The organism is Streptomyces sp. UC4497 (genome assembly GCF_054871485.1).
The window spans coordinates 144,119-168,011 of record NZ_JBTYHB010000015.1; the positions used below are offsets into that span (position 1 = coordinate 144,119).

Genomic DNA, 23,893 nt, shown 5'->3' on the forward strand with positions numbered 1-23,893 from the left:
ACGTATCGGCCTAGCGGGGAGTGGGGCAGTTCAGCCGAAGGGGGAAGTGATCGAGGCCATGCGGGCCGTCTCTTCCTGCTCGGCACGGGTGTACTCACCAGTGGTGGCGTGCAGGCGGTCGCTGATGTCCTGCAGCATGCCCTTGAGGTGGGTGACCTGTTCGCCCCAGCGGACGTCCATCGTCATCAGGGAGCCGGCGGTGGCCCAGGAACCGGAGTCCGGGAGGCCGGGGGCGGTGTGTTTGTTGAGGCCTTTGACGGCGCTCTGGGTGTCCTCGTCGGCGGTGTTGTCGACGTTCTCGGTGTCGCCGCGGAGCTCGACCAGGGCGTTCGCCGCTTGCTTCATGCGTCCGGTGTCGGTCTTGCTCGTGCCTGCGCCTGCGCCTGCGCCTGCGCCTGCTCTGGTCTGTGACATACCGGTACCAGAAGGTGAAGTCACCTGGAATCAGCCCCCGTTGGCGGCGCGAGGGCCGCAACTCTCAGATCCGTGAATTCGACAGCGGTACGGTACAGCTGTTCGATGGGGGATGTCAGGGAGATGTGATGGGTCTGCGTGCTTCTGTGGCGGCGGTGGCCGTTTTCGCCCCCGCTGGCGGCGTTCTGCGCGCCGGTCAACCAGATGCTGCCCGTGGGTGAAGCGGGCGGCCACCGAGTGATCGCCGCCCGCCCCCGCAGAGCGTCAGTCGCCCATCTTGATGAGTGACGCCTCATGCGCCTCGCTCGCCACCGAGCTCTTGCCGGTGTTGGAGACGGAGGCCAGGAACATGCTGTCGTCGTGGATGTAGGGCATGGCCCAGCCGTCCTGACCGAGGGCGCCGTCCAGCTTCCCGTAGTACTGCTTCTGTGTTTCGGAGCCGGACTTTGGGTCGAGGCCGACGAGGTACATGGGGTACCCGTCTCCGCCGAAGTTCTCCTCTCGCCAGCCGGAGTCGTCCTGCTTCAGCGCCAGGAGCTCATTCCCGGAACCCTGGACGAGCGAGTACTCCACGCCCTCGCTGGTTCCGGTGGACCAGACGCGCTTGCCGCTGTCGAGGTCGTACGCGTCGATCGCCGACCCCACGCCCGAGCCGCTGTGCTTCTCGGCGATGTAGAGCGTGTTGCCGATGACCTTCAGCGCGGGCCGCGGGTCGCCTTCCGTGGCGGCCTCCTGCTGCGAGAAGTAGATGTCGGGGGAGGAGTATTCCTCGAGGCTCTCTCCGAGGACCAGGGTGTTTCTGGCTTTGCCGTCATCCTGTAGGACGGCGAACCCGTTCTTCTTCACCTCCTGGGGGACGCCGACGATGACCGGAGAGGTCGACACCACCATCGCGTCCTCTCCGTACTCCCACTCGCCGTCACCCATGGCATAGGTCCACTTCGCCTTGCCGGTGGCCGGATCGACGCCGGCGGCCGTCGAGCTCTGGCCGTCCGGGGAGCCGTAGGCCCAGCGGGTGGTGCAGAGCTGCACCCTCACCAGCTGCTTGCCGCCGACGTAGCCCTGGCCCTCGCAGGGCTTGCCGCCGTACGTCTCGCTCTTGCTGTCCTTCCAGAGCTGCTTTCCGGTACGCAGGTCGTAGGCGATCTTGTCGTTGACCACGACCGTGCCGCCGCTCACCGCGGTGCTGGGGCCGTCCTGGCGCTTCGAAATCTTGTGCTGCCACAGCTTCTTGCCGGTCTTGAGGTCAAGGGCGAAGAGACCGTTGCAGTCGTGGACCGCGCCGACGGCGAGGACCGCGATGTCCTCGCTGGTCACGGAGGAGGCGTGGCAGATCGTGGAGGCGCCCTTTCCGGGGGCGGCCATGCCCCACTGAAGGTCCCCGGTGTCGGCGTCGAGCGCACTGACACCGTCGGTCTGGGCGCGGACGACGTTCTTCCCCGTGAACCATGTGCCGAGGTAGTTCTGGGTGTCGGATTCACCGCCGTAGTACGGAAGGCTCCACTCGACCTCGGTCTTGGTGGGGTCGAGGAGGATCCAGGCCACCGAGCCGAAGACGCCCGACATGATGACGCTGAGCACCAGGAGGAAGATCATCAGGCCCTTGCCCCGCTTCTTCCCGGGGGTGGAGGGCGGTGGATGCACCGGCGTGAACTGCGGTGGTGCGAAGCCCTGTTGAGGCTGCTGGGGTGCGTAACCCTGTTGGGGCTGCTGCGGCGGGTAGGGCTGCTGGGGCGCGTAGCCCTGTTGGGGCGGATACGACGAGTTGTAGGGCTGCTGCCCCGGAGCGGGCGGCATGCCGTTGGAGTGGCCGGGCGTCGTCATGAGATCTGCTTCCTCACGTAGTCGGCCCAGGCGTCCTGGAACTCGTCCGTACCCATACCGGTGGCCTTCGTCAGCTGCGCGTCCATCCCCTTGGGGTTCTTGTACTGCTCGGCCACGAAGGCGAGGGACTTGTCCTCGCCGTACTTCTCGGCGATGAAGCGGATGCCCAGCCAGCCCAGCGTGTAGTGCGCGCTGTTCTCCTCGTCGATGGTGCTGTGGAAGTTCTCGCTGGTGGGGAGCTTGCCGTCGAAGGGGTCGACGTAGCTGCCCGAGTAGTACGCCTTCAGAGCGCGCAGCTCCTTGGTCGCCGACGAAGGGGCATCGCGCATGGCCATGTATTCGGCGAAGCCCTCCACCACCCACAACTGGGCCTGGCCGTCGGGGCCCGTCAGCGGCTCGACCATGGTGTGCGCCAGTTCGTGGTGGCTGATCTCGAGGACGCTCGCGGCGTAGTCGGGGCGCTTGAAGCGGCTCTGCGCGGTGTCCATGACGATGCGCGCGCCACCGTTCTGCACGTTCACCTTGGCCTTGGTTCCGCCTGCCGCCACCGCCGGCATCTGGATGGAGACGCCCGCCTCGGCGATCGACTCGTCCTCCTCCTCGCCGGAGCCCTCCCGGAACATGTGCTTGTACACCTTGCGGTTCTTCTCGAGCGTGACGACGAAGCCGGGCATCGTGCGGCCGCTCTTGGGGCCCTTGGCCGCCCAGACCGCGAGATTGTCCGTCGCCGCCTTCTCGATGTACGGGGCGTAGCGACGCGCGTCGGCCGCCTGGGCGGAGTCCGACATGATCACGGTGTGCGGCTTGACGGTGACGGCCATCGAGTCGTACGCGTCCCACGGAGCCGGGTAGTTGGTCATCTCGCCGTACCCGGGGATCTCCGGCGTGGACGGTCCTACGGCAGTGACCTTCAGGTCCGAGTCCGCGGTCTTCTTCTCGACCGTCCAGCGGTACAACTCGGCGACGGGGCTGGCATCGGCACCCTTCACCTGGTGTACGAACGCCACTTCGACGGAAGCCGACGCGCCCGCCCCGTAGTGGTCGACGGCCCGGCCGTCGATATTGAGGTACTGGTACTCGGACACCTCGAACGGGACCTTACGAAGGTTCGCGAACAGTGAGGCCTGCTTGGTCTTCAGTGCCGACGAGCCGCCGTCGAACGGTGCGAGGTAGGTGCCCTTGTCGCCGGCCTTGAGCGCCTCGGAGTGGTTCTTGAGGAGACCGGACATGTCGTCCTGGGTGATCTCGGTGGCCTGCCCGCCCTTCCCCGCCACGGGCAACGGGTCGTCGCTGACCACCTGGACGATCCCGAACACCATCAGGCCGAGCGCAATGACAGCGATTCCGCCGAAGGCCACGGTCACCCACTTGAGGACCGGGTTCCCGGTGCGCGGCGCATCGCTCTGCGGCGTGATCGGGGGTCTCGGGGGTGCAGGCGGCGGAGACGGCGGCCTGGGTGGCTGTTGCGGGGGATACGACTGCCCGTATCCCTGCGGCGGTTGAAACGACATGGATCCCTCGTTATTGGGGGGACACACGTCCGTCCCCCGTGACGACGCTTGTCATGCATCCGACTCAGGGGACGCGATCCTCATTTTTATCAGATGCTTATATCGGCAACACCGCCAACTCCTGTAACCCTGAGGGCGCTCGCCGTGAGCTGCGCGGTCAACCGGCCGTCACCGCCGTCACCGTCGTCGGCGTCGCCCCGGCCCCTTCGATACGCTGCGTCGCGCATCGGGCGGGAGCCCTGGGTGGACGGGGACAGGGGAGTTCTGGGTGAGTGAGTCTTCGGTGCCGCTGCGGCGGTACCGCGTGCGCGGGCTGGCCCCGGCGAGTTGGACGGCTTCGAGCGTGTGCGTTCTCGCGTTTCTGGGGTGGCTCTTTCTGCCGGTCCTGGCGTGGCGGCGGATGCTGGTCGTCGCGTGCTTGGTGGTTCTGCTGGGGTGCCTGGTTGTCCTGTTGCTGGGGCGTCGCGGGCTGCCCGTGGGGGCCGGGGGCGAGAGTGCGGTGTACCGCGCCGTCAGGCCGGAGTTTCCGGCGGGCGGGGGACCCCCGGGTTTGTCGGCGGAGTTGCCCGTCGGGCGGCGCGTGAAGGTGCGTGGGCTGGTCGGCATCGTCGCGTTTCTGGCGGCGCTCGCCGGGATTCTGGCCGTCACCGCCGGGGACGACACCGACGCGGGACGAGCGGCTGCTCTTACCGAGGCGGGGGCTGTGCGGGGCAGCGCGCGGATCGTGCAGGTGCGCGATCTCGAACGGTTCGCGGGCCGCGGCGATACGGACTACGGAGCCAGTCTTACGGTGCTGCTGCCGGCCCGAGGGGCAGAGCCGGCCAACCAGGCAACGCTCTGGGCGCGCACGTACGAAGAGCCGGATCGGGGTGGGGCGTTGAAGGTTTTGTACTCCCCGGGTCACCCCGAACTGGGTGCCGTGCACGGCGACAGCGCGACCCTCGACCGACTGCAAGCCGGTACTGCCTTGACGCCCGTCGCTACCTGGGTGTTCTTCGGCAGCTGGGCAGGGGTGTCGCTGTTTGTGGTTCTGCTGTCCGTCTTTGGGGGTAGTTTCCGCGGGCTTAACCGCCTCGACGACGGTGCGCGTGCGGTCCGTGGCAGCGTTTGGGGCGTTACGGGATGGGACGGGGGCGGCATCGCGCTCCGGGTGCGTACCGCCACCGGTGAGGTTCACTTCTCGGCGGAGCAGAACAACCAGGCCATCGCCGCGTCCCTGCGGACCGAGGAGGTTTGGGCCTGCTGGGCCGCGGCCGGTAAGTCCCCGAGCGGGAGTGGGGGAGAGCGGCTGCGAGCTGCTCTGATCAGTGACGGCGGCTGGTGCCTGCCCGGCGAGGTGTGGAGCGCTCAGGTCGCGCGGGTCGAACGTGACGCGGCCATCGTGGGCACGTCGGAAGCGCCGGTCGATCCCCGTCGCTCGGTGGCTCTGTGGCTGCCGGTGACGTCTTGGCCGCTACGCCTCCGTCGGTGGAGCGTGCTGCTCATTGTGGTCAGTACGGCCGCCACTGCTCTGCTCCTGACCGACACGGGAGGTCGTCCCCGCTGGGCAGCGGGGTTCGTCGCCGTTGTCGCGCTCTTGGGGGCGTACGTCGGGTACTTGGCTCCCGGTAGGGGCGGCCGGAAGGGGGCCTCGGCATTGACCGGGCCGGCCACGACAAAGGCCTGAATGGCCACGATGAAAGGAGGCCGTGCGTGAGCTCCAGAGAGCGACTGAACTCCCGGGATTCTGCGGTCAGTCGGGTGGGTGGTGCGGTCGATGGTGCCGAGATCCGGGAAGCCGTGCGGCGGCATTACCGGTTCGCTGTAAAGCGATTTACCCTGCATTCGCCTGTGTTTGTTGCTCTGTGGGTGTTGTTCATGGTGAGCCACACGGGTTTTCTGGTTCCTGTCGGGCTCGTCGGAATTCTCGGCGCTGTCTACTGTCTGCAGATGCTTGCGCGCAGAGTTGGTTGCACCTGGTTGTGCTCGCGCGCCTTCCGGGCCTACGAGGCCGAGTTCGTCTCCTCCGTCAAGAAAGTACGACAGGAGGGTGGGGGTGTGCTCTTTCTGCTGCTCGGGCAGGAACGGAATCCGATGTGGACGATGCGCGCCCACAAGGCCAGCAAGAAGGGTGTCTGGCCGAAGGACATTGAGGCCGGTGTGTGGTTCGCGGGGGACAGGCTCTTCGGCGGTGCTGCGTTCGTACCAGGAAGTGGCGAACTGCTGATCATGCAGCCGAACGGTTGGAAGCTCTGGGCCCCGGAGCGGAAGAGCGCCGGCGCCGAGCGCATCGCGAGGGCGCGGCGGGCGGGGATCAGGCGCCTTCGGATCCGGCGGCCTGTGCGTGTACATGGGTGACGAGAGGGTCTGTAGGCGGAGAGCCGACAGACCCTAGGGGCGCGCAGACGGTGGACGGACTTCGCCGGTCGGCATGTCGCTGCCGACCGGCTGACGCCCCGTCCTCAGAACAACCCGTGCCACATCTGCTCGATGATCAGGGACCACCAGTTGTCCGGCTGCGACAGGGCGTTCGGGTCGATGGTCAGGAGGCGGGTCTGGAGGTCGGCGACGATGTTGCCTGCCGTGTGCGGGTTCGCGTCGATCATGTGGCCGCGCGTCGCGTACAGCGTCGCGAGGGAGTACGCGAAGGCGGCGACCGAGGAGTTCACGTACTGGAGGCTGCCGTCCAGCGGCAGGGCCGCCCAGACCTGGCCGCTGTCGCGCTGCACCGTGATCACGAACATGCCGTCCGTGCCGATGCGGGTGTGTGTGGCGAGGGTGTTGGCCGCGTCGGGGGACAACTGGACGCCCGTGCCGATGAGGTGGGTGCGGACGTCCGCGAACATGCCGCCCATGACGGGTGGGACGCCGGGCGCGTCCGTGTCCGCCAGGAAGAAGAGGGGGACGTCGGCTGGGAGGCCGGCCGTGGCAAGCGTTGCGCGGGCCGCGTCGGGGAGCGCTGCGGTCTGCAGGAGTTGGGGAGCGTAGCGGCGGACCTTCTGCTCGCCGAAGACCTGCGTGAGCAGCGGGCCCAGCTCCGCGTCCGGCAGGACGTGTGTGGGCGGTACGGGGTGGGGGAGCGGGGCGCGGAACGGTTGTGGTGGTGCCTGCTGGCCCGCGAGTTGGGCCATCAGCTGCGCGTGGGACGTGAGCGCGGCGATTCCCTCGGTTCGGGAGGCCTGGTCCCGGCCGTAGGGGTGCGCGTGCGAGTGGGAGGCGTTCGGGAACGTGGACAGCAGGACGTTCGCCGTGTAGCCGCCGGGGAAGTAGCCGGGGCTCAGGTCCGTGTGGATCGCGACCACGTTCTCCACCGGCACCCTCAACTCGCCCAGCTGTGCCATGCCCTGGTACTCGGCCGGCGGCGTGCCGGGTGCCGAGGTGGCGGTGACGTAGGCCTCCTGGCCGGTGCGCGGGTCGACGTATGTGAAGACCGCGGTGTTGCCCGGGCCGGTGGCCGGGCGGCCCGGCGGTGGGCCCGCGGGGGCGGGCGCGGGTGCCGACTGGTGCGGTTGAGGGGGTGTCGCGGGCGACGCCATCGGCTCGGGCGGGGCCAGCGGGTAGTCCACCACGGTGGGCGTGCGTTGCGGGGGCGTGGCGGGCGGTGCCGGTGCCGACGCCGGTGTCGTCGACGGCGGAGACGTGCGCTGTGGGACCACCGGAGCCGTGGGTGGCCCGGAGGCGGCAGGGGCGCCCACCTCGCCCCTGCCAGTGGAGCCCGAGGCCCCCGAGGTACTGCCAGTGGAGCCCAACGAGGCCGCGTACTCCGTGAGTCCGTCCTCCTCGAACGCTGCCGCCAGCATCCGCGCGCGCTGCTCCGGCCCCGCCTGCGTACGCGTCAGCAGCGGGGCGATCCGTAGGTACGTACGTCCCGGAGCGGGGAGCGAATCGCGCGCCCGGGTATCCGTCGTGATCTCGTCCAGTGCGGCCCGCAGCACCACGGGGTCCGTGTGCGCCAGGAGCCACGGGTCCTTGAGCAGGCGGGGCAGTTGGCCCGCGCCCAGGAGGTGGCCGACGATGCCGTCCCGTACGTAGGGGACGGCCTGCTCCCAGCCCTCCTCGGGGACCCGCTCAAGCAGCTCCATCGCCAGGCACAGGTGCGCGGCGCGTACGTCGGGCAGCGTGGCGCGGAGTGCTTCGCCGAGGGCCGGGTGGGCGAGGGCGATCAGGGTGGGTTCGGCTGCGTCCTCGTCGTTCACCGTGGTGACGAACGGGCCGGCCAGCGGCATTCCGTTGGCGATGTCCGGCGCCAGGTCGCGGCCGGCCAGTGCCGAGGCCAGTGGTGCCCACAGCGGCAGCGGCAGTCCCTCGCCCTCTGCGAGGGCGAGCGGGGCGAGCATCGCGGGCAGCAGGGTCGGGTCGGCGCCGAGGCGCTGGGCGTGCATGGCGACGGCGTCGGCGGGGCCGGCGGGGAAGAGGGCGGCGTTGGGTGGCGGTTCCGGGGCCAACAGGTGCGCGTTGACCGCCAGTTGGGCGGTCAGGCGGCTGCCGCCGGGGCCCGTGGCCGTGCGCGACGCGATGCCCTGCGCGAACCAGAGCCGCATCTGCGGGTCGTCGGTGAACGGCAGCCTGGGCGCACCGAAGTTCGGATCGAGCGCGATCTGGGTCTGCAGGGTGAGGCCGTGGAGGTCGGCGTGCTCGGGCGCGTCGAGATCGATGATCTGTGCCGTCCCGGCGGGGAGCGCGGCGGCGATCTCGGCAGCCACCGCGCGCGGGACCTCGGCGAGGAGCCGTACGGAGGGGAGCCCCGCGAGCGGCAGCAGCAGCTCGCGCGCCATCCGCTCGGGCCCGCGCCCGGCCCGTACGGGACCGGCCCGGTCCACATCGGGCACCACGATCACGCGCTCGCCCGCGCCCAGGGCCTCGTACACCTCCGCATCGCGCGCGACGTCGATCCCGTAGTGGTCGGCGAGCACCCACAGCAGCTGTGCCGGTGTGAGCCCGGCGGCGCTCGGCACCGCGGGCGCGGGCAGCGGCGGCGGGACCGTCCACGGATCGAGGCGCGAGAGGTCGATGCGCTCGCGGTGACCGGGGTCGCACAGCATCAGGAAGCCGGTCAGCAGGCGCGAACTGCCGCACCCCGGCGAGCCGGTGAGCAGCGCGACGCGCGGCGCGTCCGGCACGGCGGCCCGCCAGGCGGCGAGCGCGCGCAGGGCGGAGGCGCGGCCGCCGATGAACGGATGCGGCTCGTAGGCGACCTGCTGCGCCGCTGCCATGGGGTGCTGCGGCGCTGCCATGGGCTGCTGGGGCGCTCCCATGGGGCTGTTCTGCCAGCTCACGACTCTCCCTGGTTCCCCGTAAACACGTGCCTGCCCACTTTAAGGGCGACCTCTGACAACGGGACACGCGTGGTCGGTGAGGGTGTTCAGGTGCCCGAGTGGATTGGTAAACTCCGCGCAAAATCACGTCTGTTGGGTCTGTTGTGGCACGCGGGGGCCTGCGGGTGTACGGCGACACGGGGGAAATGCCGCCATGGCGATGATGCTGCCGGACGAGTTGGCCTGGCTGTTGGAGATGTTGGGCTTCGACTGGCCCACCGCCAACGAGGACCACATGATGCAGTGCGCCCAGACGTGGCGCGATTTCGGCGCGCAGGTCGGGGACATCCAGGCGGATGCGATGCGGTCGGCCGGGAATGTCACGTCGGACAACTACGGCGAGTCGATCGACGCGTTCGTCGAGAAGTGGGACAACTTCGCGGGCGGGTCGGGGTATCTGGACGATGCCCGGCAGGCGGCGGAGGTGATCGCGTCGGTCTTCGATGTCGCGGCGATGCTGATCATCGGGATGAAGATCGCGGTGATCATCCAGCTGATCGTGCTGGCGGTCCAGATCGCGGTGGCGGCGGCGACGGCGGTGGTGACGTTCGGGATTTCGGCGGCGGCCTCGGCGGCGATGACGCAGGTGACGCGGGTCGCGGTGCGTCAGATCCTGAAGGAGGCGGCGCAGGCGCTGCTGGAGGCGGCGCTGGAGGCGGTGAAGGAGCCGTTCGTCTCCGCGCTGGAGGAGATGAGCAAGGATCTCGTCGCGCAGACGGTGAACCAGAACTTCGGTGCGCAGGACGGTTACAACCTGGGGCGGACCGCTGAGGCGGGCAAGACGGCCGTCAAGGACGGGTTCGACAACTTCGGCCAGACGTTGGGTGAGTCGCTGCGGGATGGGGCCGGGGGCCGGGCCGGCTCGCATGCGCGGGGTGGGTTGGAGAGTGCGGCGGGGAATACGTCCTCCTCGTCGGCGGGTGGGGCGGATGGGGATGCGGGGGCCGGGGCCGGTTCTGCGGGTGGCGGTGCCGGTTCAGGGGCTGGGTCCGGTGCGGGTGCAGGTACCGGGTCCGGTTCCGGTGGTGGTTCCGGTGGGGACGGGTCTGGAGGTACGTCGGGGGGTGCCGGGGCGGGAGCTGGTTCCGGGGGAGCGGCGTCCGGTGGGGCCGGGGCCGGTTCGGGTGGTTCCATTTCTGGGTCCGGTGGGTCGGGGGCTGGTTCGGGTGCGTCCGGGTCCGGGTCCGGCGGCGACGGAGGCGGTACGGCCGGTGCTTCTACTTCCGGCGACACCGGCGGCTCGGGTTCAACAGGCAATGGCAGTACGGGAGTTGGTTCGCAGGCGGGCTCGAACGGTGACGCCGGCTCGACGCCGACGTCGCCCCCTTCCCCGGCGCCGTCTTCCGATCGGCCGTTGACCCCGTTCGACGCGGGCTACCACGAGCAACAGCCGACGTCCGGATCCTCCACGTCGACCGAAGCCGGCGGCTCCACGGGCCCGTCGAGCACGCCGGATTCCTCGCCCGGTTCACCTGGTTCACCCGGTTCGACCGGATCGCAGAGCACGCCGGACGCCGCACCGCCGTCCGGAACGCCGGACGTGTCCACGGGCACGGACGCGCAGCGCAACGGCAGCGAGACGGCCACGCCCGCGCCCGCCGCGCAGTCGGATCGGCCCTCCTCGGTGCCGCACGCGCGCGTGGACGCGGACACGAACACGCCGTCGCCCGCGCCGACCCCCATACCGGATGCGGCGCCATCGGCCGGCCCGTCCGATGCGTCCCACAGCATCAACACGGCCTCGGAGAGCGCCGCCCCGACGCAGGAGTCCAACGGCCCCGCCGCGCAGACCCCTTCGCCCGACCGCGGTAACGATCCGTCGACCGCGACCGACCCGCGTACGCAGGTCCAACAACCCACGACGACGGCGACGCCGGCGGGCACTCCCACGCCCACCGACACCTCGTCCCCCGCCTCCACCTCCACGACACCGGGCTCCATACCCAGCGCGAGTACGGGCGCCCACACGGGCTCCGACTCGCCCTCGCGTACGTCGTCCAGCCCCACGTTCCACTCCCAGAGCGCCACGGCCACCGAGGCCCACGCCCCGACCCGTCCCGCACCCACGGCGAACCCGACGCCCACCGGCGACCCCAACGCCACAACACCGACCCCGAACGTCGCACCGACCGCGACCGCGACCGCGACCGCGACCCCGGGCCCGGTCACGAACACCCCCACCACGCCGACCCAGGGCCCGTCGCGCCAGCCCAACCCCACGACGAATCCCCGTACGGACACGCCCCGTACCGAGGCCCCCCACCGCACGACCCCCACACCGACCCGCCCCGAGCCGACAACCCCCTCGACGCCCCGCCCCAACACCCCCACCAACAACAGGCCCGGCACGACCAACCCCAACCCCAACACCCCGAACCAGCCCGGCTTGTCGTCCACACCCACCCCGAACCAGACGCCGAACCAGGGCCCGAATCAGAATCAGCCTGCGAACCAGGTTCCGAGTCAGAACCAGCCTACGAACCAGGCTCCGGGGCAGACGCCGAATCAAGCTCCGAGTCAGACGCCGAACCAGGTCCCGAATCAGCCTGCGAACCAGGGCCCGAATCAGACCCCCAATCCGCCTACGAACCAGGGCCCAAGCCAGACGCCAAATCAGGTTCCGAGCCACACGCCGAATCAGCCTGCGAACCAGACCCCGAATCAGGCGCCGACCCAGGTCCCGATTCAGGTTCCGATTCAGACCCCGAACAGCAATCCCGGCGCCCAACAGCCCAGTTCGAACGGCCACCCCGCGCAGGAGTCCTCCGACACCACGCCCCCCAAGCAGGAGCAGCCGGCCCCCCTCTCCCAGGGCCGGAGCCTCCAGCAGATCCGCGACAGCCTCAACCACGCCCCCTACGGCCTGCTGACGCCGGACCCCGCCCACCAGCAGGCCCTCCTGGACGCCGTCCCCCGCAACGAGGACGGCACGCCCCAGCGCCATCCCGACCCCAACGGCGAATGGGCCCAACTCCAGAACGACGGTGGCCTTACGCAGCCCGGACGCTCCAACAACTGCCTCGACAACGCCCGCGCCGGCCTGTCCACCTGGTTCGGCGACCCCCAGGTGTCGGCGCCGCGCACCCCGGACAAAAACCACGACGGCTCGCTGGACACGATGTCGCCCGAGCGCGACTCGTACAACAATCTCGACGCCTGGGCCGGACGCCCCCAGATCTGGGCCGGCGCCGACCACCCCGGCCCCTACGCACGAATAGCCCACCACCTCCAGGAGGCGGGCCCCGGCTCGGCGGCCGTGGTGGGCGTGCAGTGGCCGGGCGGCGGCGGCCACGCTTTCAACGTCTACAACCACAACGGCCAGATCATCTGGGTCGATCACCAGACCGGCGAGGTCAGCCCCAACCCCATCCACACCGGCGCCGCCGGCGTCCGCTACGTCCCCTTCGACTCCAACGGCCAGACCATGGATGCCCCATGGGAGAAGCAGAACGAGACGGAAGGACAGGAGGGGCAAGAGCAGGGCCAGGCGACCACTGATGGTAATCAGACGCCAACAGAGCATGAATCCGCCAGCCAAACATCTACGGCATCGCCTTCGCACGACGCTGGTGGGCCCGCACCGGGTGCAGGTCAGACACCCTATGGTGCCTCCGACCCTGTTGGTGCAGGTCACACCCCATCCCAACAAGAAGCAACACAGCAACAAGCTGCCGCACAGGAGCACAAGCCCGACTATCCGCAGGCTGACACTGCCCCCACCGACCACCCGAGGCTGCCGCCTCCAGAGACGGTCGACTCGACCCCGCACCACGGCATGCTTCCTATGCCCGACCAGCAGAACCTGCGCCAGACGAGCGATGTCCGGCAGGTCGGCATGGATCACGTCCTCAACCAGCTCGATTCCTGGTTGGACCCCGTCACCGACGGATACCCGGACGGCTCACCGACGCCTCGGCGCCCCTTGGTTGACGCGATGGAACTGGTACGGGCGTCCAATCAGGAGGGGCCGCCGGACCAGGACGGGGCATCGGGCCAGGACGGGACGCCGCCCAAGCCGAAGCCTCTCTCCAAGGCCGAACTCGCCCGGATTCTCCCCGGCTTCGAGAACATGCACCCCGGAGAGCAAGGAGCTGTCGTCGCGTCGCTCGCCCGGTTGAGCCACAACTTTCACACGGCCCATGGCGTCGGCGTCAGTCCGGAAGCCGACCCCAATCATCCCGCGCACGGCGCCGCTGCCCATGCACGCGCGGGCTGGAACGCCGGCCACCGTCAGGACGACATCCTCAAGGCCGCGATCCAGGAGGAGTACCAGCGATCCGGCGTGGCAGGCGCGCTGCGGGATGCGGGCAAGCATCGCCCGGACTTCACCGGGCGGAACTACGCGGTAATTGAAGTACGCGATCCCATAACGGGCGAAAGCACTTACCTGGTCGACAGTTCCTACCCGAACCGCACCGGTGAGAAGGGAAAGCATTCGGAAGAGAACGTCCTGGACTACCTGGATCATCTCAACAGTCAGCGCGAGCGCGGTGAACGGTACACCGTCGAGGGTTTGTTCACGGACCGGGAGCCGTGTGGTTTTGGTGCTGGACACGCGAATTGCTCGCGGATGCTGTCGAACCGCATTCCTGGTGTCGACGTCTACTACGGCACCGGGTATCGAAAGAATGCGGAAGTGGTCGAAGGGGACACCAGTAGCGCCAGCCGCAAGAAGCTGTTCGACCAAGATCTCGCGAGGAACCTGGAGCGACTTGGCAGGACCTGGGTCGGGGCGATGGCCACTGGGGACCTGAGGGTCCCGCCGGCAGGCGCAGCCGACCCGACCAGCCCCCTCCACGCGCCACCCGTAAGCCCCGAGCCGCCCACAGGCGGCAGCAACCCACCGGAATACGGCAGCGCCGGAACGACGTCGTCGGCTGCCGGGCAGGAAGGGCCGGAGGGCATTGGCTCGAACGGGGACGAAGGAGCGGGCCCAGACGCGGTGTCGGAGCAGTCGGGGCACTCTGAGCCGCCCATGGAGCGTGGGGGCTCCACAGAACAGGAGCTCCGTGAAGCAATCAAGGAGATTCCAGGTAAGCAGCGACCAAAGCCGGATGTCTTGGAAAGGGTGCTCGAACGCTTGGCATCCGAGCCCGGTGGTCAGCGTGTGGCTGAGGCCATCGCGGCCGGCAATTTCAGCCGGAGCGAGGGGTTCGGTCAGGTCGTCTCATCGTTGGGTGCCCGTAAGGAAGCGATGTTCCAGCCCGGCGTCGATCAGATTCTTTTCGGCGATGAGTTGGTGCGTAGTGGAGTACCCGCGCAGAGCATTGAATTCGAGTACAAGATCCCCGTCGGTGCCGATGCCGATATTCGCATCACCGATGAATCCGGCGCAATCTACACCTACCAGATGAAGCATCTCAACAACCCCCTTGACGAGGTCTCGGAGATCACCAGGGGGAAGTATTTGCTGCAGTTGGCCCGGACCGAAGCAGATCACCGAATCATGCTGGTCGATGGTGGCAGCGGCACGTGCGCCGAGTGGATTTCCAACGGTTCGCACGAGGCCCTCATGGACATCCACAACGGTGGGGGAGGGCCGAAGGGGGAAGGAATCACATTTGTTGTACGTCTCAGTGAAGGCACACTGGTGATCCCGCCCGGCGCCAAGACCGACCCTAAGGACATGCTGTGATCACTACGGACCCGATTGGTGACTGGACCTGGGAAGTCGCCCCTGTCGATGGTCGTATCCACTCCTCACGCGCCATCGAACTGGCTGTGGAGGTGTGGAGCGTCCTGGCGGGTGCGGGCGTGGCGGTTCCGGTCGCCGAGGTCGGCGTCACGGTCAGATCGTCGGTCGCCGCGCGGGACATTCGACTTTTGGAGACCAGTGCCCCAGTGGGCGAGGCCACGCCAGCAGCCGGGAGCGCGCTCACTCGTGTCGCCGAACAAGTCGAAGAATTTCAGGGCGACTTCATCGTCGATGCGCGTGTGCGCTGCCCTGGAGTGTGGACGACTGGTGGGGTGGAGCGCCATGCTGAACAACTCTTCACCATCCAGGCGGACGTCTGGAAAAACAGCCTGGCGACGGTGACGCTGGAAACGTACTGTGATGCGTGGCTCACGATGGATACCCGAGGCCGAGAGCAATTGGCAATTCATGCCGAGAATTCTCCTCGACTCACACTCGTCCTGAAGCAGATCTCCGCGTTGCTGGGAGTCCAGCCGACACCGGGCGACGAAAACCGGTACGCCACGCCTACGGAGTCCGGATTCGAGGACGTCAGGGTCGAGGGGCCTGCGTACATCGACGCTTGGGGGACCTTCGAAGTGCCCGCACGGGCTCGGCGGCTTCGGTTCGGACTGCCGCCGTCGGGGGGCGAATACCCGGATGCCACCGATGACGCCGTTTCCTATCTCGCCGTACAGGACGACGGTGGGAGAGTCCTGGGCTATCTATGGGCGGCGCAAACGGACAACGCGGTTGGATTCGAACCTCGAACCGCAGTCGGTGAGGTCGCACTCGAAGCGGGACGTCTCTGGATTCAACGGCTGCGTGACGCGTATGCTCTCGGCCTCCCCGCATCAGCAGTTCTCAATTGGCTCGTCGCTCAGCCGCCTTTGACGGGAATGGGGCGCATTACCGATAAGGAACCTCAAGAGTGTGTCTCACTGGACAGTTTGGAAGAGGAATCCGGCCGTTGGTGACTACTCATTGACGGAGTCTGGATGGGAGAGGAGTTCGGCAACTTTCCGCGGGGAAGTGAGTCTGACAGGATTACCCGATGAGCATGGACCTTGATGCCGTACTTGCAGACCCGGCAAGGCTGTTGACGGCCGACCGCGCCCAAGTGCGTGAACGGATCGCTGCCGCCCCCTCCGAGGAGGGGGTGGGCCGCGAGGTGTTCTTGCAGGCCGAGGCCATCTTCGGGAGCGCCGACGTGTCGGCGGCCGAGTTCGCCTCCTGGCTGCACTTCGCGGCGACGGCGACGGGTCACGACGAGTACGCCGTGCGAGTCCTGGCAGCCGAGCCGGGGATGCCGTGGCGCACGCGGTGGGCCTGGTGGCGGCCGGCCAACTGGTTCGTTGCCCAACCCAGCCTGAACGGTGACTACTTCCAGGTCCGTTGTCGGCGCCAAGGAGCGGGCCTCGTTGAGGTGGTGGACCATCGGGGGTTGATCCGCCTCGACGCGGAGTCGGGACGCAGGGTGCCGGTGCCGCCGGTGGGCCGTGAAGGTGGGACGGGCGAGTCGGCGGTGCCTTTGGAGGAGCTCGGCCCGGCCGAGTTGTACCGATGGGATCTGACCGCGCCGGAGAGCTGGCAGGCCGCCGTCGCGTGGTCTGTCGAGGGCGGGCGGGCGTGCCACCTCGTAGTGGACACTCACGGCATCGCGATGCTCGAGACGGATGCGGAGGTGCTCCTGAACTGGCCGCACAGCGCGGGTATTGACACCTCTTCGTCCACGTTGTTCGAGTCTTCCGAGAGTCTGCCGCTCGGCGCCGCCCCGCGGCGAAAGCGGCCTACGGGGCCGTTGACCGCCGCCCGAATCGACGACGCGTTCGGGACGGGTAACACGCTGCGCGTACCGGACAGCGCGCTTCCCGAGGCCCTTGAGCACCCGAAAAGCAGAAGGCACTTGCGGGATGTGGGCATCCCCGCGCGGTGGGCGTGCCATGGGGTCGGGTTCACGGCGCACGCCCCCGAGGAGCTGCGGCCTGCGACCGCCGCGGATGATCTGCCACCAGACCTGATCGGCTTCGGGACGTGCGACTACGGCGGTCTGTACGTACACGGTCGCGACGGCTCCGTGCACATCCGGAGCCGACTGGAAGGATCGACGAGCGGCAAGCTCGTGCACCTGGCGCCGGATCTCGACGTCTTCACGCGTGTGCTGGAGGCGGTGTACCGCTACTCCAACGCCTGTTGGCACCCATATCCGGTAGAGGGGGACCAGGAGACCGTGGCGCAGGAGTTCCTGGACGAACTGGAGGCGCTGGCACCGGGGTTCTTCGACCCGCAGGCGCCCAGCGGTGTGCTGTGGAGCTGGATCTGGGCGGGCATCACCGAGCTCGACGTGGACGGCTTCTGAGAGCCGATCAGCCCGTTCGGGGCGGGACCTAAAAGTGAGCAGCATGCACGAGGGGTGGGGGAGAACCAGCAACCGTGTACGAGAAGGTCACCACAGCGACGGCCGTCGAGCGCATCACGGCCTGGCACCAGGAAGGCGCGGGCCGTGTCGTCGAGTTGATGGGCTCGACCGGAGCTGCGCGCACAGAGGTGCTTGCTCGGGTACGCGACGCGGTGCCGGACGCCGTGTGTGTCGACGCCGCAATGCTCGGCGGTGACGCGCTGGTCGGTCGTGTTCGGGAGGGGGTGCGGCAATCCGTGGGGGTCGGTGGCGGGGCGCGGCTGGTCGTCCTTGCCGAGGGGCAGCGGGTTGTCGGGAAGCGGGATCGGGGGTGCCCGAAGGCGGTCCTCGACCAGGTGGAGCGGGAGGTCGCCGATGCGCTCGGTGTATTGCTGGTCGTCGAGGTGGACTGGCACGAGGTGAGGGTTGCGTCGCGGGCGCAGTTGGAGCTGGAGAGTGCTGTGCGGGGGCCGGATCCCGGGCGTTCCGGGGCGGAGTCCCGGGAGTGGGTGTTGCAGGCGCTCGCCCTGCAAGAGGGAGGTGGGGCGCCGCTGGCAGTGTGGCGGCGGTTGTCCTGGCTGCTCAACCACGACGAGATCGAACTGCCGGTGGAGGACGAGGAGATCGAGGTCGACCGGCGCGGCTGGGCCCGGTTCCGGAACTTCGGGCGCTCACGTGAGTTGGCGCGCGCGGTGGATCCCGGTCAGGCGCGGCAGGTGCACGCGGACATGGCGCGGTGGCTGGTCGGACACGTCGGCGACGACTCGGACGTGGGGCGGTACGCGGACGCCGCGCTCGTCCAGCATGCAAGGTCGGGGCCGGGATACGGGGAATTCTTCCGGGAATTGAAGGCGCGTCCCGAGACGGTGGCCCGGCTCTCCAGGGCCACGTTCCTGAAGTTCGTTGCGCACAATCCTGCCTACGCCGGTGGGGCGGCGCTGTTCGGGTACGCCGGCCAGTTGTGGGAGGCGGGGCTGCGCTCACGGGACTTCGACGAGTGGTCTTCTTGGCTGCACCTTGTCGCCATGGCCCGGGGGGACACCGCCGCGGCGGAGATGACCGCGGTGCGGGAACGGCCCTGGACCGTGAGGTGGGCGCGGTGGCGTCCGCCGGGGGCGATCGATCTCCGTCGTCTGACGCCCGGCTACGTCGATGAGTTGCAGGTGGCTCCGCAGGGCTGGGCACCCGATGGGCGGCCTGCCGTGGTGGCCATCGACAGGTACGCGTTCGGGAGTGCCGCGCGCAGTTGGGTGTTCGACGTCACCACCGGGGAGGTGTTGGCCGGGCCTTGGAGTGAGGGCGTTCCGCAGTTCGGCCAGGGCGAACCGCTGTGGCAGGACGCCCTGGAGGGGCCGGACCCGCTCCGGGCGTGGGACGCCTTCGACCCCTTCTACGACATCCCTTTGGTGATCCGGGCGCAGGTGCGGATCGGCGACGCCGTGTTCGTCGCGTCGGCGGGCGGAGTGTTCGCCGTCGAGGGAATCGCGGAGGGAAGCCTTGGTTTCGAAGGGCCGACGGATCCGGACGATCTGGCGGCGGCGGGCAGCTCGTTCGTGTGCGACTTCGCCGAGGACCAGAAGCAGCGCCTGGTGAACTCGCTTCCGCCTGAGGAGATCTTCGGGGCGGAACGTGTCGTACGACTGCCCGCTTCGCTCCTCCCCGAGGGCCTGCGCGACGAGGAGGCCCGAACGGCGCTGACGAACCTCGGCGTACCCAGGGTTCGCGCCGCCGAGATCGACCTGGACGTACCGCAGGGGGCGCCCCTGCGGGAAGTGTCCGGCAGGCCGGCCCTGTACGCGCTCGGGACCTGGAGCGGTGGCGTCATCGCCGTGCACGGGCTGACCGGAAGGGTCTACCGCCTGCCCGAGCGCGACGACTGGGACATGGTCGACCTCCCCGACGGCAGCGCCCGGCTCGAGGATTCCGAGGCCCCTGACGATGACTTCCTGTCCGACGAGGATCCGTTTCCCGACTGGGACACGGGCAATTGGAACGTCGACTACGAGCGCCCGCACCTGATGGCGGAGAATCTGACGGCCTTCGTCCGCCTGGTCACCGCGTGGGCGGCGCTGCGCCTGCACTTCCCGATGGCGTACACGAAGACCGAACTGACGGCGCTGCGGGACGAGATCGACGATCTCCTGGGGGACATCAGCGATCTTGCCGTGAACAGCTGGTGGACCGCGTCACTGCGGGAGTCGCCGTGACGACGGCGATGACATGATCGGCCGGAGCGGGAGCAGTTCGTAGGGGAGTTCAAGGGCGGGACCGGGGGCCGGAAGCAATGTACGAGAGCGTCACCGCGGACGCGGCGGTCGAGCGGATCGTGGAATGGCACCTGGAAGGTGCCCGACAGGTCGTCGAGCTGATGGGGTCCGCGGGTTCCGGTCGCACCGAAATCCTCACGCGAGTGGACGATGAACGAGTCGAGGCCGTGCGCGTGGACGCCACTGGACTGGGCGCCCGGGAACTGGTGGAGCGCGTGCGGGAGGACTTGTCGGCGCGCTCGGCCGGCGGAGAGCGCCCGTTGGTGCTCGTCGCGCAGGGGCAACAGATCACGCGCGAGCGGACGCCCGGCTACCCGGAGACGGCTCTGCGCTTGCTGGACCGCGAAGTCGCCCAAGCGCTCGGCGTTCTCGTCGTCGTCGAGGTCGACTGGTGCGAGCCGCCCCGTGCGTCCCGGCCGCGCCTCGAGGTGGCGGTGCCGGAGCGCGGGCCCGACCCGGCCCGGACGGCGGCGACCTCGCGGGAGTGGGCCTTGCAGGCGCTCGCGCTGGCGCAGCGGCTTTCCGTGCCGGTGGAGGTGTGGCGGCAGCTGTGCCTTTTCCTCAACCATGAGGAACTCGAACTGCCGTTGGACGCAGCCGAGATCGAGGTCGACAGTGATGGTGAGGTGGGGTTCCGCGAGTCCGGGCGAGCTCAGGAACTGCGGGCCTCGGTGGACCGTGGTCTGGCTCGTCGGGTGCACGCGGACATGGTGCGCCTGCTGACCGGCCATGTGGGGGAGACCACCCCTATGGGGTTGTACGCGCACATCGCGCTGGCCGGGCACGCCGCGTCCACGGGGCGCTATGGAGAGCTCTTCCACGAGCTGAAGGCGCGGCCCGACATCCTTGCTCGGCTGTCGTTCAACTCCCTGTCGGAGGCCGACCGGGCGACACGCGACCTGCTGCCCTACGCGGCGGCCGATCCCGCGATGAGGGACAGGGTTCCCGGCTGGTCGCGGCCGTCGGTGGCGCGCTGGGCAGACCAGTTGCGGCGGGCCGGCCTGCACTCGTACAACTTCCGTACGTCGGCCTCCTGGTTGCACCTCGTCGCTGTGGCGCAGGGGGACGCGGCCACGGCACAGGCGATCGCCGAAGCGGTGCCGGAGCGCCCCTGGACGGTGCGCTGGGCGCACTGGCGTCCGCCGGGCGTCGTCGATGCCCGGCGGCTTGTCCCTGGTTCCGTCGACCGCCTGGAAGCCGCTCCGCCTGGCTGGGCGCCGCATGACCGAACCGCGGTCGTGGCCGTCGACAAGTACGGGGCCTTCCCGCGTACGTGGGTGTTCGACGTGGCCACCGGTGAGGTGTTGGCATCGGCCTGGGGCACCGACATCCCGGAGTGCGGCCGCCGGGAACCGCTGTGGCGGGACGTATCGGACGGTGTCGGGGATCCGCTGCGGCCGTGGGCGGCGTTCGACCCGGCGGGCAGCCACCTTCTGATCCAGGACCAACTGCGCATCGGTGACGCGGTGGTCGTCGCCTCGGCGGGTGGGGTCTTCGCCGTCGAGGGGCTCGGCGAGGCCACGCTGTCCCTCGGCAAGAAGTTCGGGGACGACCCGGGCAGGCACGCTCCCTTCCCGCTGCACCACGCGGTCGTCCAGGAGGACGGGTCCCCGGTGGTCCCGCTGCCCGGCGACGTCTTCGGCCCCGAATGGGTCGTACGGCTTCCCGAGGCCCTCCTGCCGGGCGACCTCCGCGACGAGGACGCCCGCGCGACCCTCACGTCCGTCGGACTGCCCACGCTCCGCGCCGCGGAGATCGACCTGGCCCTGCGGCCCGACGCGCCGCTGCCGGTCGTTGGCGGCCGCCCGCAGCTCTACGCCCTGGGCGCGTTCGGCGGCGGCGTCATCGCGCTGCACGGCGTCACCGGCAGGGTCTACCGGCTTCCCGAGCACGACGACTGGGACACGGCGGAGTTCGCTGACACCGCACCGCCCGGCGACGACTGGGATCCCGACTGGCACTCCGGCCGGTGGAACGTCGACCGTGACCGCCCGCACGTCATGGCGGAGAACCTCAGCACGTTCGTGCGGCTGGTGACCGCCTGGACGGTGCTGCGCATGCACCTGCCCATGGCGTACACCAAGGGAGAACTTCTCGCCCTGCGGGACGAGATCGATGTGACGCTCGGGAGCATCAGCCGTCACGCGGCGACGAGTTGGTGGACAGAAAACCTTCAAGAGGTGGTGTGAGCGTGCACGCCCAAACGCGGGTGACGCAGTCGGCGGTGGTGCCCAGTGGGGTGGGATTGGCACGTTCGGACAGGCAGGTGAAGCGACCGTGACCAGTCTGTCCGTGAGTGACGTGATCGAACGGCTCGTCGGCGGGGACGTGGGCCTCACGGGCGGAGGCGTGACCTGCGTCGTGGACCCGTCCGGCCGGCACGGCGAGCAGGTACTGCACGCCGTGCGGGAACGGGTGCCCGACAGCGTCCTCGTCGACGTGGCCGGCCGCACCGCGGACGAAGCGCTCACCAAGGTGCTGGACGCTCTCGGGGCGCGGGCCAAGGCACCCAGATCCTGGACCCGGCAGGTTCCGAAGAAGCCGGCTCGGCTGGTTCTCGTCTCCCACCTGGAACTGGTGGGCAGCGTCCGCACGAGCGGCGAACCGCAGCGCCTGCTGCGCGCCTTGGGCAGGATCGGCGGCAAGGGCCACGCCGTGGTCGTGGCCTCCCGGAACGCCGACCTCCTCGGCACCGGCGACCGCCCGCTCCAGCTGTCGGTACAGGCCGGGGCGCCGCGCGAAGCGCCCGTAGACGTACAAGCGTTGGCGCAGGCGGAGGCGCGTACGGTGCCGTACGGCGTCTGGCAGGAATTGGTCATGGGCGTGACCGGCCGGCCCGTCGAGGTCGACCACTTGATGCGGGTGGTTGAGCAGCACGGAGAACTACTGGTCGCCGAGGGCGACGGCCAGGTGGTCTCCTTCCGGGACGAGTCCGTTGCGCGAGAACTGCGCGGGCAGCTCCCGGCCGAAGTCCGGGCACGAACCCACCGCCATCTCTACAGCCACCTCGCGGAGTTGAGTGCGCAGTGGGCGAATCCGGAGGGCCGCGCCGACACCGACCCGCTGGCCCGCTACGCCGCGACCGCGCTCGCCGCCCATGGCGCGGTCGCCGACTCCGTCACCGGGGAAACGGACTTCCCCCTGTTCACCGCGCTGCTGCGCGACACCCGCCTCATCGCCCACGTCCCGCCAACAGCCCTGCTGGAGGCGGCCGAAGGCGCAGGTATGAAGGAAGCGCCTGCCGGCTCGGTGCTCGCCGACGCGGTGCTGGCCCGGGACTACGCCATCCTGCCGTGCGCCCAGCCGACCTGGGTGGCCTGGCTGCACCTGCAGGCGACGGTTCGGGGCGATACGGAGCTGGCGGAGGGCCTGGAGCGCAGTGGTGTCCGGTTGCCGTGGCGGGTGCGGTGGTCGCGGTGGCGGCCGCCGGCGGGCCTGCACGTGTCGTACATCGGCTTCTCCGATGTCTACGACCTGATGGAGATGCGCCTGCACGACCGCCCGGTGGCGGCAGCGCTGGCCTATCAGGGCCGGGAACGCCATGTGACCCTGCACGACCCGCGGAGCGGCGACGTGCTGGCCACCGGAGCCTGGGTGCGCAACCAGCCTCCCGAGGAGGCGGTGCCGGGCCTGCGCTGGCCGACCCCGGGAGGCGAGGACGACCGCCCAGAGGTGGATCCGGCGAGCCGTTATCTCCTGGAAGCAGGACCGGTGACGATCGACAACATCGTCGTAGTCGGAGGCTGGGGAGGCCTGTTCGGCATCGAACCCGCGTCGGACGCGACGCCCTTCGCCGGTCTCAGCCTGCGCCACCGCTCCGAGGCGCTGTGCCCGTCCGTGCTCACCGCTCCGGCGACCGTCCCGGCCCACGGCCCCGCGCCTCGCCCTGAGGACCTCGACACGATCTTCGCGGCCGAATCCGGCACGCTGTACCGGGTGCAGGAGCCCCTGCTGCCCGAGGGCCTCACCGATCCGGCCACCCGTGAGTTCCTCGTCACGCAGGGACTGCCGTCCTTCCGTGACGTACACGGCCTCGGATTCTTCGGCCTGGAATCGGACAACCGCAATCTTCTGCGGGAGGTGTCCTGGCCCGCCGATGTCCCGCGCGCCGACTACCAGCACGAACCGATCACCCTCACCGGTCCCTACTACGCCATCGGGCTCTGGATGGGCGACGACGTGGTGATCGACGGCCCGACCGGGCGGATCCTCCATCTGCCCGGCGGGAACCGCGAGGACTCCAACAGGGCGGAGATCGTGGGGCGGAACCTGCACGACTTCCTCGCGATGGTCTCCGTCTGGCTCCTCGGCGTCCAGGTGTTCACGACCTCGGGCGACGAGACCGAGACGCGCGACGTCGAGCCCCGGGTGAAGGGCTTGCAGGCCGCGATCGACCCGATCGGGGCGGCGGCAGGGATCTGGGGAGTGGCGTTGATGGACCACTAGGGCCTGATCCAAACGACAGGCCCTAGGTACGGCCGGCCGGCGGATCTCCGTGTTGTTGGGGGTCC

General features: G+C 69.3%; 12 protein-coding genes. 8 read left to right on the forward strand and 4 right to left on the reverse strand.

Annotated features, from left to right (window positions below; translation table 11 throughout):
* Positions 1-30 precede the first annotated feature (30 nt).
* The 3 genes from ACYSUO_RS22390 to ACYSUO_RS22400 all read right to left on the reverse strand — a co-directional run bounded on the left by ACYSUO_RS22390 (position 31) and on the right by ACYSUO_RS22400 (position 3,596).
* Positions 31-345 carry a hypothetical protein gene (locus ACYSUO_RS22390; RefSeq protein ID WP_461777991.1) on the reverse strand — a complete coding sequence of 105 codons (315 nt, stop codon included), beginning with the start codon at positions 343-345 and terminating at the stop codon, positions 31-33.
* Positions 346-678: 333 nt separating this feature from the next.
* Positions 679-2,238: an outer membrane protein assembly factor BamB family protein gene (locus ACYSUO_RS22395; RefSeq protein ID WP_461777992.1), complete on the reverse strand. Its 1,560-nt coding sequence runs from the start codon at positions 2,236-2,238 to the stop codon at positions 679-681.
* Positions 2,235-3,596, reverse strand: coding sequence for a hypothetical protein (locus tag ACYSUO_RS22400; RefSeq protein ID WP_461777993.1), 1,362 nt, complete (start codon positions 3,594-3,596; stop codon positions 2,235-2,237). Before ACYSUO_RS22400 ends, ACYSUO_RS22395 begins: the two co-directional genes overlap by 4 nt.
* 421 nt (positions 3,597-4,017) lie before the next feature.
* Between ACYSUO_RS22400 and ACYSUO_RS22405 the strand changes: the two genes are divergently transcribed.
* Positions 4,018-5,415 (forward strand): hypothetical protein, encoded by a 1,398-nt coding sequence (locus tag ACYSUO_RS22405; protein WP_461777994.1) that lies wholly within the window; start codon positions 4,018-4,020, stop codon positions 5,413-5,415.
* 26 nt (positions 5,416-5,441) lie between these two features.
* On the forward strand, positions 5,442-6,086 hold the full coding sequence (locus ACYSUO_RS22410; RefSeq protein WP_461777995.1) for a hypothetical protein: 645 nt from the start codon (positions 5,442-5,444) through the stop codon (positions 6,084-6,086).
* Positions 6,087-6,190: 104 nt separating this feature from the next.
* Here the strand turns inward: ACYSUO_RS22410 and ACYSUO_RS22415 are convergent, their stop codons facing one another.
* A complete protein-coding gene (locus ACYSUO_RS22415; protein WP_461777996.1) occupies positions 6,191-9,004 on the reverse strand; it encodes an SUKH-4 family immunity protein in 2,814 nt (937 codons plus the stop codon).
* 193 nt (positions 9,005-9,197) lie between these two features.
* Between ACYSUO_RS22415 and ACYSUO_RS22420 the strand changes: the two genes are divergently transcribed.
* The 6 genes from ACYSUO_RS22420 (at position 9,198) to ACYSUO_RS22445 (ending at position 23,828) form a co-directional block, all read left to right on the forward strand.
* Entirely contained in the window at positions 9,198-14,678 is a 5,481-nt protein-coding gene (locus ACYSUO_RS22420; RefSeq protein ID WP_461777997.1) for a toxin glutamine deamidase domain-containing protein, read from the forward strand.
* Positions 14,675-15,694: a hypothetical protein gene (locus tag ACYSUO_RS22425; protein WP_461777998.1), complete on the forward strand. Its 1,020-nt coding sequence runs from the start codon at positions 14,675-14,677 to the stop codon at positions 15,692-15,694. Before ACYSUO_RS22420 ends, ACYSUO_RS22425 begins: the two co-directional genes overlap by 4 nt.
* Before the next feature lie 77 nt (positions 15,695-15,771).
* Positions 15,772-17,076, forward strand: coding sequence for an SUKH-4 family immunity protein (locus tag ACYSUO_RS22430; protein ID WP_461778000.1), 1,305 nt, complete (start codon positions 15,772-15,774; stop codon positions 17,074-17,076).
* A gap of 74 nt (positions 17,077-17,150) precedes the next feature.
* Positions 17,151-19,322 (forward strand): SUKH-4 family immunity protein, encoded by a 2,172-nt coding sequence (locus ACYSUO_RS22435; RefSeq protein ID WP_461778001.1) that lies wholly within the window; start codon positions 17,151-17,153, stop codon positions 19,320-19,322.
* Between the two features lie 77 nt (positions 19,323-19,399).
* Positions 19,400-21,571, forward strand: coding sequence for an SUKH-4 family immunity protein (locus ACYSUO_RS22440; RefSeq protein WP_461778002.1), 2,172 nt, complete (start codon positions 19,400-19,402; stop codon positions 21,569-21,571).
* An 88-nt stretch (positions 21,572-21,659) separates the two neighbouring features.
* Positions 21,660-23,828 carry an SUKH-4 family immunity protein gene (locus ACYSUO_RS22445; RefSeq protein WP_461778003.1) on the forward strand — a complete coding sequence of 723 codons (2,169 nt, stop codon included), beginning with the start codon at positions 21,660-21,662 and terminating at the stop codon, positions 23,826-23,828.
* The last annotated feature ends 65 nt before the right edge of the window (positions 23,829-23,893 follow it).